General features: G+C 69.2%; 11 protein-coding genes and 1 pseudogene. All 12 read right to left on the bottom strand.

What is annotated here, in order from left to right; all coding sequences use genetic code 11:
* Nucleotides 1-58 precede the first annotated feature (58 nt).
* The 12 genes and pseudogenes from nuoN to HUN07_RS10925 all read right to left on the bottom strand — a co-directional run bounded on the left by nuoN (nt 59) and on the right by HUN07_RS10925 (nt 15,348).
* On the bottom strand, nt 59-1,645 hold the full coding sequence (nuoN, locus tag HUN07_RS10980; protein ID WP_258557710.1) for an NADH-quinone oxidoreductase subunit NuoN: 1,587 nt from the start codon (nt 1,643-1,645) through the stop codon (nt 59-61).
* Nucleotides 1,642-3,222 (bottom strand): NADH-quinone oxidoreductase subunit M, encoded by a 1,581-nt coding sequence (locus HUN07_RS10975; protein ID WP_174909680.1) that lies wholly within the window; start codon nt 3,220-3,222, stop codon nt 1,642-1,644. The genes nuoN and HUN07_RS10975 overlap by 4 nt, the downstream gene beginning before the upstream one ends.
* Nucleotides 3,219-5,135, bottom strand: coding sequence for an NADH-quinone oxidoreductase subunit L (gene nuoL, locus HUN07_RS10970; RefSeq protein WP_114719712.1), 1,917 nt, complete (start codon nt 5,133-5,135; stop codon nt 3,219-3,221). Before nuoL ends, HUN07_RS10975 begins: the two co-directional genes overlap by 4 nt.
* A 1-nt stretch (nt 5,136) precedes the next feature.
* Nucleotides 5,137-5,436, bottom strand: a complete 300-nt coding sequence (gene nuoK / locus HUN07_RS10965; protein WP_107985339.1) for an NADH-quinone oxidoreductase subunit NuoK — start codon at nt 5,434-5,436, stop codon at nt 5,137-5,139.
* Nucleotides 5,433-6,260: an NADH-quinone oxidoreductase subunit J gene (locus tag HUN07_RS10960; protein ID WP_114720020.1), complete on the bottom strand. Its 828-nt coding sequence runs from the start codon at nt 6,258-6,260 to the stop codon at nt 5,433-5,435. Before HUN07_RS10960 ends, nuoK begins: the two co-directional genes overlap by 4 nt.
* A gap of 11 nt (nt 6,261-6,271) precedes the next feature.
* Nucleotides 6,272-6,817 carry an NADH-quinone oxidoreductase subunit NuoI gene (nuoI, locus tag HUN07_RS10955; RefSeq protein ID WP_114719708.1) on the bottom strand — a complete coding sequence of 182 codons (546 nt, stop codon included), beginning with the start codon at nt 6,815-6,817 and terminating at the stop codon, nt 6,272-6,274.
* Nucleotides 6,818-6,875: 58 nt separating this feature from the next.
* A pseudogene (gene nuoH, locus HUN07_RS10950) lies at nt 6,876-8,123 on the bottom strand (NADH-quinone oxidoreductase subunit NuoH); the annotation flags it as partial.
* Nucleotides 8,120-10,579: an NADH-quinone oxidoreductase subunit G gene (locus HUN07_RS10945; RefSeq protein WP_174909678.1), complete on the bottom strand. Its 2,460-nt coding sequence runs from the start codon at nt 10,577-10,579 to the stop codon at nt 8,120-8,122. The pseudogene nuoH and the gene HUN07_RS10945, both read right to left, overlap by 4 nt.
* Nucleotides 10,576-12,696 (bottom strand): NADH-quinone oxidoreductase subunit NuoF, encoded by a 2,121-nt coding sequence (gene nuoF / locus HUN07_RS10940; protein WP_174909676.1) that lies wholly within the window; start codon nt 12,694-12,696, stop codon nt 10,576-10,578. The genes HUN07_RS10945 and nuoF overlap by 4 nt, the downstream gene beginning before the upstream one ends.
* On the bottom strand, nt 12,693-14,027 hold the full coding sequence (nuoD, locus tag HUN07_RS10935; protein ID WP_174909674.1) for an NADH dehydrogenase (quinone) subunit D: 1,335 nt from the start codon (nt 14,025-14,027) through the stop codon (nt 12,693-12,695). The genes nuoF and nuoD overlap by 4 nt, the downstream gene beginning before the upstream one ends.
* A complete protein-coding gene (locus HUN07_RS10930) occupies nt 14,024-14,776 on the bottom strand; it encodes an NADH-quinone oxidoreductase subunit C (RefSeq protein WP_174909672.1) in 753 nt (250 codons plus the stop codon). Before HUN07_RS10930 ends, nuoD begins: the two co-directional genes overlap by 4 nt.
* Nucleotides 14,773-15,348, bottom strand: coding sequence for a NuoB/complex I 20 kDa subunit family protein (locus HUN07_RS10925; RefSeq protein WP_114719696.1), 576 nt, complete (start codon nt 15,346-15,348; stop codon nt 14,773-14,775). Before HUN07_RS10925 ends, HUN07_RS10930 begins: the two co-directional genes overlap by 4 nt.
* Between the last annotated feature and the right edge of the window lie 3 nt (nt 15,349-15,351).

The raw sequence follows: 15,351 nt of genomic DNA, 5'->3' as shown, positions 1-15,351 counted from the left end.
CCAGGTGAACGTCGGGTGTCGCACCCCGCGCCCGAGGTTGCGTGCCAGAACCGCCCGATCAGACGAGGGCGCTCGCCGCCCGCTCCGCGAGATCGAGCACTGGTTGCGGCACGATGCCCAGGATCACCGTCACCGCCGCCGCCACGGTGATCGCCGCGATGGTCGGACCACTGGATACCACCGTGGTCGGCGCGCCCGCCGGAGGGTCCGAGAAGAACATCAGCACGATCACCCGCACGTAGAAGAACGCGGCGATCGCGCTGCTGATCACGCCGACGATGACCAGTGGCACGGCACCGCCCGACGCCGCGGCCTGGAACACCGCGAACTTGCTGACGAATCCGCTGGTGAGCGGGATGCCCGCGAAGGCGAGCAGGAACAGCGCGAAGACCGAGCACAGCATCGGCGAGGTCCGGCCGAGCCCTGCCCACCGCGCCAGGTCGGTGACCTCGGCCCCGCGCGAGTCACGGACCAGACTCACCACCGCGAACGCCCCGAGCGTGCTGAAGCCGTACGCGAGCAGATAGAACATCGTCGACGAGAGTCCGGCCTCGTTGCCGGCGATCAACCCGGTGAGGATGAATCCGGCGTGCGCCACCGACGAGTACGCCAGCATCCGTTTGACGTCGGTCTGGGTGACCGCGAGGACCGCGCCGACGACCATCGTCAGGATCGCGACCGCCCACAGCAGCGGACGCCAGTCCCAGTCCAGCCCGGGCACGGCCACGTAGAAGACTCGCAGCGCCGCACCGAAGGCCGCGATCTTGGTGGCCGACGCCATGAACGCCGTGATCGGCGTGGGCGCGCCCTGGTACACGTCCGGGATCCACGAATGGAACGGCACCGCACCGACTTTGAAGAGCAGGCCCACCGAGAGCAATCCGAGGCCGATCTGAGCCAGGGCCTCGTCGCCGGTCCCCGGAGCGATGGCGTCGGCGATGCCGGACAGCTCGACCGTGCCGGCATAGCCGTACAGCAGCGCGACGCCGAAGAGGAAGAACGCCGACGAGAAAGCTCCGAGCAGGAAGTACTTGAGGGCGGCCTCCTGGGAGAGCAGTCGCCGTCGACGGGCCAACCCGCACAGCAGGTACAGCGGCAGGGACAGGACCTCGAGCGCGACGAACATCGTGAGCAGGTCGTCGGCCGCGGGGAACAGCAGCATGCCGCCGACCGCGAACATCGTCAGCGGGAACACCTCGGTCTGTGTGACCCCGGCCCTGGTCGCCTCCTTCTCGGCCACACTGCCCGGGACGGCGGACGCGCGCGGCGTGAACGCGTCGACCGGTCCGCCGCCGGCCGCCGCACCGACCCGATCGGCGCTCCGGTCCGTGCCCCGGTCGGCTATCAGCGCGATCGCGAGCATCGACACCAGCAGGATCGTCCCCTGCAGGAACAGCGTCGGACCGTCGATCGCGACGGACCCCGAGACGGCGACGGCCCGTGTCCCGGACAGCGCGACGACCGCGACGAACGCCGCAGCGAGACCGCCGAGCGCGAGCACGACGTGGGTCGCGTACCGGATGCGCCGGGGCCCGAACGCCTCGACGAGGACACCGACGACCGCGACACCGAACACGATCAGCATCGGCGAGAGCAGGCTGTACTCGATGCTGGGGGCGGGCAGAACTCCGTCGGCGAGAGTCACCGGGGGCCACCTCCGTCCTGCTCGGCGACGACCGGCCCGGGATCCTGCCGATCGATCGTGGTCAGCGTGTTGTCGACCGCGGGTGTGATGACGTCGAGGATCGGCTTGGGATAGACCCCGAGGATCAGGAGCAGCGCGATCAGCGGCGCGACCACCGCGATCTCACGACGTCTCAGATCGCGGATGCGTTCGTTCCCGGTCCGGACCGGGCCGGTCATCATCCGCTGGTACAGCCACAGCACGTACAGCGCCGCGAGGACCAGCGCGATCGTCGCGAGGACCGCGGCCAGCGGATAGCGGGTGTAGGTCCCGATCAGCACGAGGAACTCGCTGATGAACGGGGCCAGCCCCGGCAGCGACAGCGTGGCCAGGCCGGCGATCAGGAACGTGCCGGCCATCAGCGGCGCCACCTTCTGCACACCGCCGTAGTCCGCGATGGCCCGGGTGCCGCGGCGCGAGACCAGGAATCCGGCCACCAGCATCAGTGCGGCGGTGGAGAATCCGTGATTGACCATGTAGAGGGTCGAGCCGCTCTGGCCCTGGCTGGTCATCGCGAACACGCCCAGCACGATGAAGCCGAAGTGGGAGATCGAGGTGTACGCGATCAGGCGCATCACGTCGGTCTGACCGATCGCCAGCAGCGCGCCGTACACGATGCTGATCACGGCGAGCGTCACCACGAGCGGCGCGAAATACTGTGCGGCGTCGGGGAACAGCTGCAGGCAGTAGCGCAGCATCGCGAACGTGCCCACCTTGTCGACCACGGCCATCATGAGGACGGCGCTGACCGGGGTGGCCTCGACCGCGGCGTCCGGGAGCCAGCTGTGCAGCGGCCACAGCGGCGCCTTCACCGCGAACGCGAACATGAACCCGAGGAACAGTGCGTTGGCGACCGGCGCATCGATCGGCAGCGCGCCGGAGGACACGGCGTCGACGATGGCCCGGAAGTCGAACGTCCCCGTCTCGAACGGGCTGTCCGCCCCCGCCGTCACCACGTACAGACCGATCACCGCGGCGAGCATGATCAGGCCGCCGAACAGGTTGTACAGCAGGAACTTCATGGCCGCGCGGGACCGACCGATGCCGGCCGGCCCGAACCCACCGATGAGGAAGTACATCGGGATCAGCATGGCCTCGAAGAAGACGTAGAACAGCAGGATGTCGAGGGACAGGAACGACATCAGCACCATCGACTCGACGATCAGGATCAGCGCGACGTACATGTGCGTGGCGCGCGGCCGAGAATCGTCCGGGGCCACATCACGCCACCCGGCCAGCAACAGCAGCGGCACGAGGACGGCGGTCAGCAGCACCAGCGCCAACGCGATGCCGTCGAGACCCAGCTCGTACCGGGTCCCGAAAGCCGGTATCCACGAATGCGATTCGACGAACTGATACTGCTCGCCACCCGGGTCGAAGCGGATCGCGAGGACCACGGCCACCACGAGGGTCAGCAGTGCCGCCGCCACCGCCAGCCACTTCGCGACGACCCTCGTCCGGGCCGGCGTCCCCAGTGCCGCGGCCGCACCCACCAGTGGCAGTGCCCACAGCACCGTCAGCCAGGGAAAGTCGTTCATCCCGCCCTCCCGACCAGTGCGGCGGCGACCACGACGGCCGCGCCGACGAACATGTACAGGGCGTACGACCGGACGAAGCCGGTCTGCAACCGCCGCAGCGCCACCGACGCGACACCGAGCAGGCCGGCGACACCGCCGACCACTCCGTCGATGCCCTTGTCCTCGACCGTCGTCAACGCCCGCACCAACTGCTGTCCGGGGCGCATGAACACGGCCTCGTCGACGGCATCGCCGTAGAGGTCGCTGCGCGCGGCGACGGTCAGGACCGACACCTCCTCCGGCGCCGAGGTGGGGACCGGGCGTGTCGCGTACTGCCGCCACGCGATGCCGACACCGACCAGGACCACCGCCAGCGTGACGACGGTGATCGCCCACACCGGGACGGCGAGTTCCGCATGCTCCGCGGCCGCGCCGAACTCGGTCCAGACCGGGTCGAGCCAGTGCTCGAGCGTGCCGCCGATCGCGAGCAACCCACCGGCCGCGACCGAGCCGACCGCGATCACCACCATCGGCACCGTCATCACACCGGGCGACTCGTGCGGATGGGTGCCCGCTTCCCAGCGCCGTTCGCCGAAGAACGTCATCAGCATCACGCGCGTCATGTAGAACGCCGTCAGACCGGCACCGAGCAGCGCGACGGTGCCGAGGGCGGCGCCACCGACACCGCCCGACCCGAACGCGGCCTCGATGATCTTGTCCTTGGAGAAGAAGCCGGAGAACGGCGGTATCCCGATGATTGCGAGGTAGCCGAAACCGAAGGTGGCGAACGTGATCGGCATCAGTGTCCGCAGTCCGCCGTAACGGCGCATGTCGGTCTCGTCGTTCATCCCGTGCATCACCGATCCGGCGCCGAGGAACAGTCCGGCCTTGAAGAACCCGTGGGCGAGCAGCAGCATGATCGCGAACGCGTAACCCGCCGGACCGAGTCCGGCAGCCATCACCATGTAGCCGATCTGGCTCATCGTCGACGCCGCGAGCGCCTTCTTGATGTCGTCCTTGGCGCAGCCGATGATCGCGCCGAACAGCAGGGTGACCGCTCCGACGAGCACGACCGCGACCTGTGCGCCGGGCGACGCCTCGAAGATCGGGCCGGATCGGACGATCAGGTAGACACCCGCGGTGACCATCGTCGCCGCGTGGATGAGCGCCGACACCGGTGTGGGGCCCTCCATCGCGTCGCCCAGCCACGACTGCAGCGGAACCTGCGCCGACTTGCCGCACGCCGCGAGCAGCAAGGTCAGGCCGAGCGCGGTGGTCACTCCGCCGCTCGCGTCGCCCACACCGCCGAGGACGTCGGTGAACGACACCGAGCCGAACGTCGCGAACATGATCATCAGCGCGACGATCAGACCCATGTCGCCGACGCGGTTGACCACGAACGCCTTCTTCGCCGCGGTCGCGGCGGTCGGCTTGAACTGCCAGAACCCGATGAGCAGGTACGACGCGAGACCCACACCCTCCCAGCCGACGTAGAGGCCGAGGTAGTTGTCGGCGAGGACCAGCAGCAGCATCGCGGCGAGGAACAGATTGAGGTACGCGAAGAACCGCCTGCGATCGGGATCTGTCTTCATGTAGCCGACCGAGTAGATGTGGATGAGCGATCCGACGCCGGTGATCAGCAGCACGAAGCTGATCGACAACTGGTCGAGCCGGAGGCCGAAGTCCACCTGCAGCCCGGCCACCGGAAGCCACGTGAACAGATCCTGCTGCGCGACACGGTCCGACGCGTCCCGGCCGATCAGGTCGACGAACAGTGCCACCGCGACCACGAAGGATGCGAGCGCCGCGGTGCACCCGAGGAGGTGGCCCCAGCGGTCGCTGCGCCGACCGGCGAGCAGTAGGACCGCGGCGCCGACCAGCGGCAGTGCCGGCAGGAGCCAGATGAGTGACTGAATTCCCGTCCCCCCGTTCACGTCAGTACTTCAGCAGGTCGGCGTCGTCGACCGAGGCCGAACGACGGGTGCGGAAGATGGTCATGATGATCGCGAGTCCGATGACGACCTCGGCCGCGGCGACCACCATCGTGAAGAACGCGAACACCTGGCCGTCGAGGTTGCCGTGCATCCGGGCGAACGTCACGAAGGCCAGGTTGGCGGCGTTGAGCATCAGCTCGATGCACATGAACACGACGATCGCGTTGCGCCGCAGCAGCACTCCCGCCGCGCCGATCGTGAAGAGCAGCGCCGCCAGGTACAGGTAGTTCTCCGGGTTCATCGCTCCCCCTCCGGGTCGGACGACTCGGCGGCCGGCGGAACACTGCGCGGCGTGAGCAATTTGCTGACCGATTCCCGCGCGTAGGTGCCGTCGGGCAGTCGCGCCGGCATGTCGACGGCGTTGTGCCGCGCGTAGACGCCGGGGCTGGGCGGTGGCGTGACGCGGGCGGTCGCGTCGGGCTCGCCCGCACCCCAGTCGCGGAACCGCTGCTGGGACATCTCCCGCTGACCGAGGCGCCGCTCGAAGCGTTCGCGGTGCGCCAGCACCATCGCGCCGATCGTCGCGGTGATCAGCAGCGCGCCGGTGAGTTCGAACACCCACACGTACCTGATGAACACGACCTCGGCGAGGCCCTCGACGTTTCCGCCGGCATTCGCCCGGTCCAGGCCCACGAATCCGACCCGCGTGCCGTCCGGGCCGATCGACCCGACCGTCGCATTGCCGAGTCCCCCGATCAGCAGCAGCCCGAACCCGACCCCGGCCACGACCGCGGCAATCCGCTGCCCGCGAAGCGTTTCGACCAGCGAATCGGACGAGTCCACGCCGATGAGCATCACCACGAACAGGAACAGCATCATCACCGCGCCGGTGTAGACCACCACCTGCACGACGCCGAGGAACAGCGCACCCTGTGCAATGTAGAAGACCGCGAGGATGATCATCGTCATCGCGAGGAAGATCGCCGAGTACACCGCCTTGGGCGCGCACACCACGCCGAGCGCGCCGATCACCGCGATGGTGCCCAGGATCCAGAACTGCACGCCCTCACCGGTGGATGTCCGGGTGAAGGTGTCCGCGGCCAGCAGCGCCGTCGCGTTCAACATCCCGGCGTCCACTAGGTCACCTCCCCGGGTCGCGTCGCGGGACCGGTCGCCGTGCCGGTCACCGTCCCCCGGTAGTAGTCCTCGTCGGTGCTGCCCGGCGCCATGGGGTGTGGCGGGGGTTCCATGCCCGGCTGCAGCGGCGCGAGCAGCCGGTCCTTCTCGTAGATCAGGTCGGCGCGGTTGTCGTCGGCCATCTCGTATTCGTTGGTCATCGTGAGCGCGCGGGTGGGACACGCCTCGACGCAGAGCCCGCAGCCGATGCAGCGCAGGTAGTTGATCTGGTAGACGCGGCCGTACCGCTCCCCCGGCGAGAACCGTTCCTCGTCGGTGTTGTCGGCGCCCTCGACGTAGATCGCGTCGGCCGGGCACGCCCACGCACACAACTCGCAGCCGATGCACTTCTCGAGGCCGTCCGGGTGGCGGTTGAGTTGGTGGCGGCCGTGGTACCGCTCGGCCGTCGGCACCTTCTGCTCGGGATAGAACTCGGTCACGGGTTTCTTGAACATCGTCGAGAAGGTCACACCGAAACCCGCTACGGAGTCGAAGAAGTCAGGCATCGAAATCCTCCTTTCCGGAGTGGCCGGACCGCACGAGCGTGCGGTCGGACCGTGCGCCCTGGCCAGGCAGGGGCGGAACCGGGAATCCACCGGCCATCGGGTCGAAGGGTTCGCGCACCGACGGTGTCTCCGGGCCCGGCACCGGCGGTCCGGAACGCAGCTTGCGGTACAGCAGCGCCAGCAGGAGCAGTCCCACGACCGCGCCGCCGACCGCGAGGACGATCCACCGGGTCTCGTAGCCCTCGATGCGCATCGCGCGCACCGCGGCGACCACCATGACCCACACGACGGAGACCGGGATGAGCACCTTCCATCCGAGGTTCATGAACTGGTCGTAACGCAGGCGCGGCAGGGTGCCGCGCAGCCAGACGAACACGAAGAGGAAGCCCCAGACCTTCGCGGCGAACCACAGCAGCGGCCACCACCCGGAGTTGGCGCCATCCCACATGTTCAGCGGCCACGGCGCGTGCCAGCCACCGAGGAACAGCGTCGCCGCCAGCGCCGAAACCGTCACCATGTTGACGTACTCGGCGAGCATGAACATCGCGAACCGCAGCGACGAGTACTCCGTGTGGAAACCGCCGACCAGTTCGCCCTCGGCCTCGGGCAGGTCGAACGGCGCCCGATTGGTCTCGCCGACCATCGACGTGACGTAGATGAGGAACGACGGCAGCAGTAGGAACACGTACCAGTGGCCGTTCTGCGCGGCAACGATTCCCGACGTCGACATCGTGCCGGCATCGAGGAACACCGCCGCGAACGACAGCGCCATCGCAACCTCGTACGAGATCACCTGCGCGGTGGACCGCAGGCCACCCAGCAGCGGATAGGTCGAACCGGATGCCCACCCCGCCAGCACGATTCCGTACACGCCGACGGAGGTGACGGCGAGGATGTAGAGGACGGCCACCGGCAGGTCGGTGAGCTGCAACGGTGTCCGGTGTCCGAGGATCGAGACCTCGGGACCGAACGGGATCACCGCGAACGCCATGAACGCCGGCACGGTCGCGATGATCGGCGCCAGGAGGTAGACAGGTTTGTCGACGCCCTTGGGGACGATGCCCTCCTTGAGCGCGAGCTTGATGCCGTCGGCGAGGCTCTGCAGGATGCCGCGGGGGCCGACCCGGTCGGGGCCGACCCGCATCTGCATCCACGCCAGCACCTTCCGTTCGGCGTAGATCGCGATCAGCACGGTGAGCACCAGGAACACGAAGATGCCCAGTGCCTTCGCGACGACCAGCCACCACGGGTCGTGTCCGAACATCGACAGGTCCGTGTAGGCCAGGGTGGTGATCGGGGTGGTCATCGCCGAGCCTCCCCCCGTGCCGGATTCGCCGCTGCGCCGGCGAACTCTCCGCGGCGGATGCGTACGACGTCGCCGGGCCCCCGGCCGAGTTGCCGGTACACCGCCGACCCGGGCGAGTTCAGCGGCAGCCACACCACCCGGTAGGGCAGGTCGGTCACCTCGAGCGGCAGCGTGACGGCTCCCGTGTCGCTCTCCACGGTCACCGGATCACCGTCCCGGGCACCGATCTCGTCGGCGCAGTCGGCCGAGAGTCGCAGCACCGGTGCGCGGGCCGTGCCCGCGAGGTACGGTTCGCCGTCCTGCATCCGCCCGGCGTCGAGCAGCATCCGCCAGCCCGCGAGCACGGCCTCGCCCGGACCCGGTTCCCGTGCCCCGCGCGGAACCACGCCGGGCGCGGTGGGGCGAGTCCCGTCCCACGCCCCGAGCCGTCCGAGTTCGGCGTGCGCGGCGGCGACGTCCGGCAGACCGAGGCGGGCACCCATCTCGGCGGCGAGGGCGTCGAGCACCCGCTGGTCGGGCACGGTGCCGGTGGTGCGCAGCGCGGCCTCGAACGGTCGCCCACGGCCTTCCCAATCGACGAAGGCGCCGTCCTTCTCCGCGACGGGCGCCACCGGGAACACCACATCGGCACGGTCGGTGACCGCGCTGCGACGCAACTCGAGGCTGACGACGAACCCGGCGGTGTCGATCGCCGACAATGCGAGCCGCGGATCCGGCAGATCGTCGAGTTCGACACCACCGACCAGTAATCCACCGAGATCCCCCGATACGGCGGCGGCGAGCATGGCAGCGGTGTCGCGGCCGGTCGTGCCCGGGAGGTCGCCGACCCCCCACGCGGCGGCAACCTGCCGACGGGCCTCGGCGTCCACGACCGGCCGACCGCCGGGCAACAGGCACGGCAGCGCCCCGGCCTCGAGCGCACCGCGCTCACCGGCCCGCCGCGGCACCCACGCCAGGTGCGCCCCCGTGTCGTCGGCGAGGCGCGCCAGCGCGGACAACGCGCCCGGGATCGCAGCGGCCCGCTCCCCGACCAGGATCACCGCGCCGGGGCAACGCAGGAACTCCGAACTGCCCAACTCGTCGAGGAGCGCCGGCTCGTCTCCGGGGACCGCACGCAGCAGCCGGCCGGATATCTTCCCGAGACCACGGCTCGCGAACGGCGCAATCGAGAGCACCACGGTCCTCTTGGTACGCACTGCCTTTCGCAGCCGCAGGAAGACGATCGGCGATTCTTCCTCGGGTTCGAACGCGACCAGCAGGACGGCAGGCGCCCGATCGAGATCGTCGTAGGTGACCGCCGCCGGATCTGCGCCCAGCATGCGGCCGGCTACCCGGGCCGCGAGGAAGTCCGCTTCCTCGGCCGAGTGCACGCGCGCACGGAAGTCGACGTCGTTGGTGCCCAGCACGATCCGCGCGAACTTCGAGTAGGCGTAGGCGTCCTCGTACGTGACCCGCCCACCGACCAGCACACCGACGCCGCCGTCGGCCGATCGCAGCCCCCGCGCCGCGACCGCCAGCGCCTCCGGCCACGAAGCGGGAACCAGATCACCCGTGGCGCCGCGGATCATCGGCGTCTCGATCCGATCCGGCTCACCGGCGTACGTGAACGCCCAACGGCCCTTGTCGCAGTTCCACTCCTCGTTGACCTGCGGATCGTCACCGGCCAGGCGACGCAGCACGGTGCCGCGGCGGTGATCGGTGCGCTGCGCGCATCCGCTCGCGCAGTGCTCGCACACGCTGGGGCTCGAGACCAGGTCGAACGGCCGCGCCCGGAACCGGTACGCCGCCCCGGTGAGGGCACCGACCGGGCAGATCTGGACGGTGTTGCCGGAGAAGTACGAGTCGAACGGCTCGTCCTCCCCGATGCCCACCTGCTGCAGCGCGCCGCGTTCGAGGAGTTCGATCATCGGGTCGCCCGCGATCTGCCTCGAGAACCGCGTGCACCGCGCGCACAGCACGCATCGCTCACGATCCAGCAGGACCTCGGTCGACAGCGGAATCGGCTTGGGGAAGGTGCGTTTGACGCCACCGAACCGGGACTCGGCCCGACCGCTGGACATCGCCTGATTCTGCAGCGGGCACTCACCGCCCTTGTCGCACACCGGGCAGTCCAGCGGATGGTTGATGAGCAGCAGTTCCATCACGCCCTTCTGCGCCTTGTCGGCGACCTCGGACGTGACCTGGGTGTGGACCACCATGCCGTCCGTCGCGACGGTGGTGCACGACGCGAGCGGCTTGCGCTGCCCCTCCACCTCGACGAGACACTGGCGGCACGCACCCACCGGTTCGAGCAGCGGGTGGTCGCAGAACCGGGGGATCTGAATCCCGATCCCCTCGGCCGCGCGGATCACCAGTGTCCCCTTGGGGACGGTGACCTCCACCCCGTCGATCGTGAAGGTCACCCGGTCCGACAGCACCGGCTGCCCGGAGGCGTCGACGTTGACGTTGACGGTCATGGCGTCCCCCTTTCCGGTCCCGCGGCGACCCGGGAGACGAGTGCCGCCTCGCCCGGGTCGAACGGACAGCCGTGGTGGTCGAGGTGAGCGATGTATTCGTCGCGGAAGTACTTCAGCGACGACATGATCGGGCTGGCCGCGCCGTCACCGAGTGCGCAGAACGACTTGCCGAGGAGGGTGTCCGAGATGTCGAGCAGCTTCGACAGGTCCTCCTCGGTGCCGTCGCCGCGCTCGAGCCGTTCGAGGATCTGCACCAGCCAGTACGTGCCCTCCCGGCAGGGGGTGCACTTGCCGCACGACTCGTGGGCGTAGAACTCCGTCCAGCGCAACACCACCCGGACGACACAGGTGGTCTCGTCGAAGATCTGCAGCGCCTTGGTGCCCAGCATGGACCCGGCCGCGGCGACGCCCTCGTAGTCGAGCGGCACGTCGAGGTGCTCGTCGGTGAAGATCGGCGTGGACGATCCGCCCGGCGTCCACAACTTGAGGCGATGCCCGGCCCGGACGCCGCCCGCGTAGTCGAGCAGCTGCCGCAACGTGATTCCCAGCGGTGCCTCGTACTGTCCGGGCCTGGTCACGTGGCCGGACAGGGAGTAGAGGGTGAACCCGGGTGACGCCTCGCTGCCCATGCTGCGGAACCATTCGGGTCCGCCGAGGATGATCGGCGGCACGCTCGCGATGGACTCGACGTTGTTGACCACCGTCGGGCAGGCGTACAGACCGGCCACCGCCGGGAACGGCGGGCGCAGACGCGGCTGCCCGCGGCGCCCCTCCAGCGAGTCGAGCAGCGCGGTCTCCTCACCGCAGATATAGGCGCCGGCGCCGGCGTGGATCACGATGTCGAGGTCGTAGCCGGATCCGAGGATGTCGCGGCCGAGGTATCCGGCGTCGTACGCCTCGGCCACCGCGGCCTGGAGTCGGCGCAGCACCGGGACCACCTCGCCGCGCAGATAGATGAAGGCGCGCGCGGCCCGAATCGCGTACGCCGCGATGATCACCCCCTCGATCAGCGCGTGCGGCGTCGCCAACATCAACGGAATGTCCTTGCAGGTCCCAGGTTCCGACTCGTCCGCGTTGACGACCAGGTAGTGCGGCTTGGCGGTGCCGGCGGCGCTGCTGACGGGCGGGTCCTGCGGGATGAACGACCACTTCATGCCGGTCGGGAACCCGGCCCCGCCGCGGCCACGCAGCCCGGCGTCCTTGACCGTCTGGATCACCTCGTCCGGGTTCGTTCCGAGCGCCTTCCGCAGCGCGGTGTAGCCGTCATGGCGGTGGTAGGTGTCGAGGGTCCACGACCGAGCCTCGTCCCAGTACCGGCTCAGCACCGGTGTCAGTGCGTCGGCCCCGTCGTGCCCCGGACGATCCTGATGCTCGCGACTGGCACGCAGGCCGGCCAGTGTCGCGTCGCCGGCCCCGCCGCCCGCCTCGAGCGCCCCGGGGCGCCGATCGGGGAACCCGGCGAGCACCCGGGCCGTGTCGCGGAACGAGCACAGCGGCGCACCGCGACTGGGGGTGACGGTCTCTCCCGACCGGAGGGCGTCCACTATCCCGGTCGCCGACGCCGGTGTCTGATTGTCGAAGAACTCCCAGTTCACCATCATCACGGGCGCGAAGTCGCAGGCCGCATTGCACTCGATGTGCTCGAGGGTCACCGATCCGTCCGCGGTGGTCTCGGCGTCGTCGATCCCGAGGTGTTCACGGAGCGCGGCGTGGATCGCGTCACCACCCATCACCGCGCACAGGCTGTTGGTGCAGACGCCGACGTGGTACGTGCCGGTGGGACTGCGCCGGTACATCGTGTAGAACGTGGCGACCGCGGTGACCTCGGCAGCAGTGAGACCGAGTTGTCGTGCGCAGAAGTCGATTCCCGCCGGGGAGACGTAGCCGTCCTCGGACTGGACCAGGTGCAGCAGCGGCAGCAACGCCGAACGGCCGGGGCCGTCGGGGCCGTGCTCGTGGTCCGCCGCGGCATCGCGGGTCTCGTAGCGGGCGATGATCTCCTCGGCGTCGGCCGCCAGCCGGGCGTGCACGTCCGGCGGATAGCTCGGACGGTCGCCGGGACGGCCCAACTCGACGAACACCGGGCCCGGTCCGTCGGCTTCTCGCGCGTCGGTCATCGGTCCACTCCCCCCATGACGGGATCGATGCTGGCGACGGACGCGATCACGTCGGCCACCATGCCTCCCTCGCACATCGCAGAGACGGCCTGCAGATTGGTGAACGACGGATCCCGGTAGTGCACCCGGAAGGGCCGGGTTCCACCGTCGCTGACCATGTGCACGCCCAGCTCGCCGCGCGGCGACTCCACCGCGATGTACACCTGGCCGGGAGGTACCCGGAATCCCTCGGTGACCAGCTTGAAGTGGTGGATCAGTTCCTCCATCGAGGTGCCCATGATCCGCCGGATGTGTTCGAGCGAGTTCCCGAGCCCGTCGGCGCCGACGGCCAGGTCGGCGGGCCAGGCAATCTTCTTGTCCGCCAACATGACCGGTCCCGGGCGCAGGCGATCGAGGCACTGTTCGACGATCTTCAGCGACTCGGCCATCTCGCGCAGACGGATGAGGTAGCGGCTGTAACAGTCGGATCCGGACTCGGTGACGACGTCGAACTCGTAGGTCTCGTAGCCGCAGTACGGATCCGACCGGCGCACGTCCAGCGGCAGGCCGGTGGCACGCAGAACGGGTCCGGTGACACCGAGAGCCATGCAGCCCGTCAGGTCCAGGTAGCCGATCCCCTTCGTTCGGGCCTTCCAGATCGGATTGGCGCTCAGCAGGTCCTCGATGTCCTTCAACCGGCGCGGCATGAGGTCGAGCAGCTCGCGCACCTTCCCGACGGCGCCGTCGGGAAGGTCCTGCGACAGCCCGCCGGGGCGGATGTACGCGTGGTTCATGCGCAATCCGGTGATCATCTCGAACACGTCCAGGACCAGTTCGCGTTCCCGGAAGCCGAACAGCATCGGGGTGATCGCGCCCAGTTCCATGCCGCCCGTCGCGAGCGCGACGAGATGGGACGAGATCCGGTTGAGCTCCATGAGCAGGACACGGATGACGGTGGCGCGGTCGGGGATCTGGTCGGTGACGTCGAGCAACTTCTCGACGCCCAGGCAGTACGCGACCTCGTTGAAGAACGGGGACAGATAGTCCATCCGGGTGACGAACGTGACGCCCTGCGTCCAGTTGCGGTACTCGAGATTCTTCTCGATCCCCGTGTGCAGGTATCCGACACCGCAGCGGGCCTCGGTGACCGTCTCCCCCTCGATCTCGAGGATCAGCCGCAGCACCCCGTGCGTCGACGGATGCTGTGGACCCATGTTCACGACGATGCGTTCCGCCCCGGCGTCGTGCGCCGCGGTGGCCGCGTCCGCGAACTCGTCCCAGTCCTGCCCGCCGACGGTGAACACCGCGTCGCCGTCACCGTTCCGAGCGAAGGGATCGCGAGGATGGCTCACTGGTAGGCCCTCCGTTCGTCCGGTGGCGGGATCTTCGCCCCCTTGTACTCGACGGGAATGCCGCCGAGGGGGTAGTCCTTGCGCTGTGGGTGTCCCACCCAGTCGTCGGGCATCTCGATCCTGGCGAGCGACGGGTGACCGTCGAAGATCAGGCCGAAGAAGTCGTAGGTCTCCCGCTCGTGCCAGTCCGTGGTGGGGTACACCCCGTACAGCGACGGGACGTGCGGGTCGGCGTCCGGCACGGCCACCTCGAGCCGTATCCGGCGGCCGTGGGTGATCGACATCAGCGGGTACACCGCGTGCAGTTCCCGCCCGGAGTCCTGCGGGTAGTGCACCCCGCTGACCCCCAGGCACAGTTCGAACCGCAGGTCCGGGTCGTCGCGCAACAACCGTGCGACCGTCGGCAGGCACTCGCGCCGCACGTGCAGGGTCAGCTCCCCGCGGAAGACGACGACCCGCTCGACGGCGTCGTCGAACAGCGTGCCGCTGCCGTCGAGCGCGGCGGCGAGCGTGTCGACGACAACGTCGAAGTAGCCGCCGTAGGGACGAGCTGTGCCGCCCGGCAACGTGACCGGTCGCACCAGTCGACCGTAACCGGATGTGTCGCCGGTGCCACCGACCCCGAACATGCCCTGCCGGAGACCGATCATCTCGCCGCCCGCGACCGACTCGGGTGGCACCGTCCCCTCCGGACCGGCGGTGGCCTCGGGATCGGGGCCACCGAGGCCGCGGTCACGCTCGTCCGTCATCGCAGCACCGTCCCCGCGCCGTGCCCCGGCAAGCCGAGGTCGATCGTGGGCCTGGCGGCCAGCGCCGCCTCCTCCGCCGCCCGCACGGCCTGCTCACGATTGACCCCGAGCGGCATCTCCTGGATCTTGGCGTGCAGCATCAGGATCGCATTGAGCAGCATCTCGGGGCGCGGCGGACAGCCGGGCAGGTAGATGTCGACCGGAACCACGTGGTCGACGCCTTGCACGATCGCGTAGTTGTTGAACATCCCACCCGACGACGCGCACACCCCCATCGCGAGCACCCACTTGGGCTCGACCATCTGGTCGTAGACCTGACGCAGCACCGGTGCCATCTTCTGACTGACCCGGCCGGCGACGATCATGAGATCGGCCTGGCGTGGGGACGCCCGGAACGCCTCCATCCCGAAGCGGGCGATATCGAACCGGCCGGACGTGGTGGCCATCATCTCGATCGCACAGCAGGCCAGGCCGAAGGTGGCAGGCCACAGCGAGCCCTTGCGCGCGTAGCCGGCAACGGTCTCGACCGTGCTCAGCACGAAACCACTCGGCAGCTTCTCCTCGAGACCCATACC

Source organism: Rhodococcus sp. W8901, from assembly GCF_013348805.1.
Taxonomy (GTDB): Bacteria; Actinomycetota; Actinomycetes; order Mycobacteriales; family Mycobacteriaceae; genus Prescottella.
The sequence above is the reverse complement of the archived record's forward strand: the minus strand, read 5'-3'. Positions and strand labels throughout refer to the sequence as shown.

Bases quoted from the DNA above. Each gene is read 5' to 3' on its own strand.
- HUN07_RS10975 (WP_174909680.1), bottom strand. From the start codon at position 3,222: ATGAACGACTTTCCCTGGCTGACGGTGCTGTGGGCACTGCCACTGGTG.
- nuoK (WP_107985339.1), bottom strand. From the start codon at position 5,436: ATGAACCCGGAGAACTACCTGTACCTGGCGGCGCTGCTCTTCACGATC.
- HUN07_RS10960 (WP_114720020.1), bottom strand. From the start codon at position 6,260: ATGTTGAACGCGACGGCGCTGCTGGCCGCGGACACCTTCACCCGGACA.
- nuoI (WP_114719708.1), bottom strand. From the start codon at position 6,817: ATGCCTGACTTCTTCGACTCCGTAGCGGGTTTCGGTGTGACCTTCTCG.
- HUN07_RS10945 (WP_174909678.1), bottom strand. From the start codon at position 10,579: ATGACCGTCAACGTCAACGTCGACGCCTCCGGGCAGCCGGTGCTGTCG.
- nuoF (WP_174909676.1), bottom strand. From the start codon at position 12,696: ATGACCGACGCGCGAGAAGCCGACGGACCGGGCCCGGTGTTCGTCGAG.
- HUN07_RS10930 (WP_174909672.1), bottom strand. From the start codon at position 14,776: ATGACGGACGAGCGTGACCGCGGCCTCGGTGGCCCCGATCCCGAGGCC.
- HUN07_RS10925 (WP_114719696.1), bottom strand. From the start codon at position 15,348: ATGGGTCTCGAGGAGAAGCTGCCGAGTGGTTTCGTGCTGAGCACGGTC.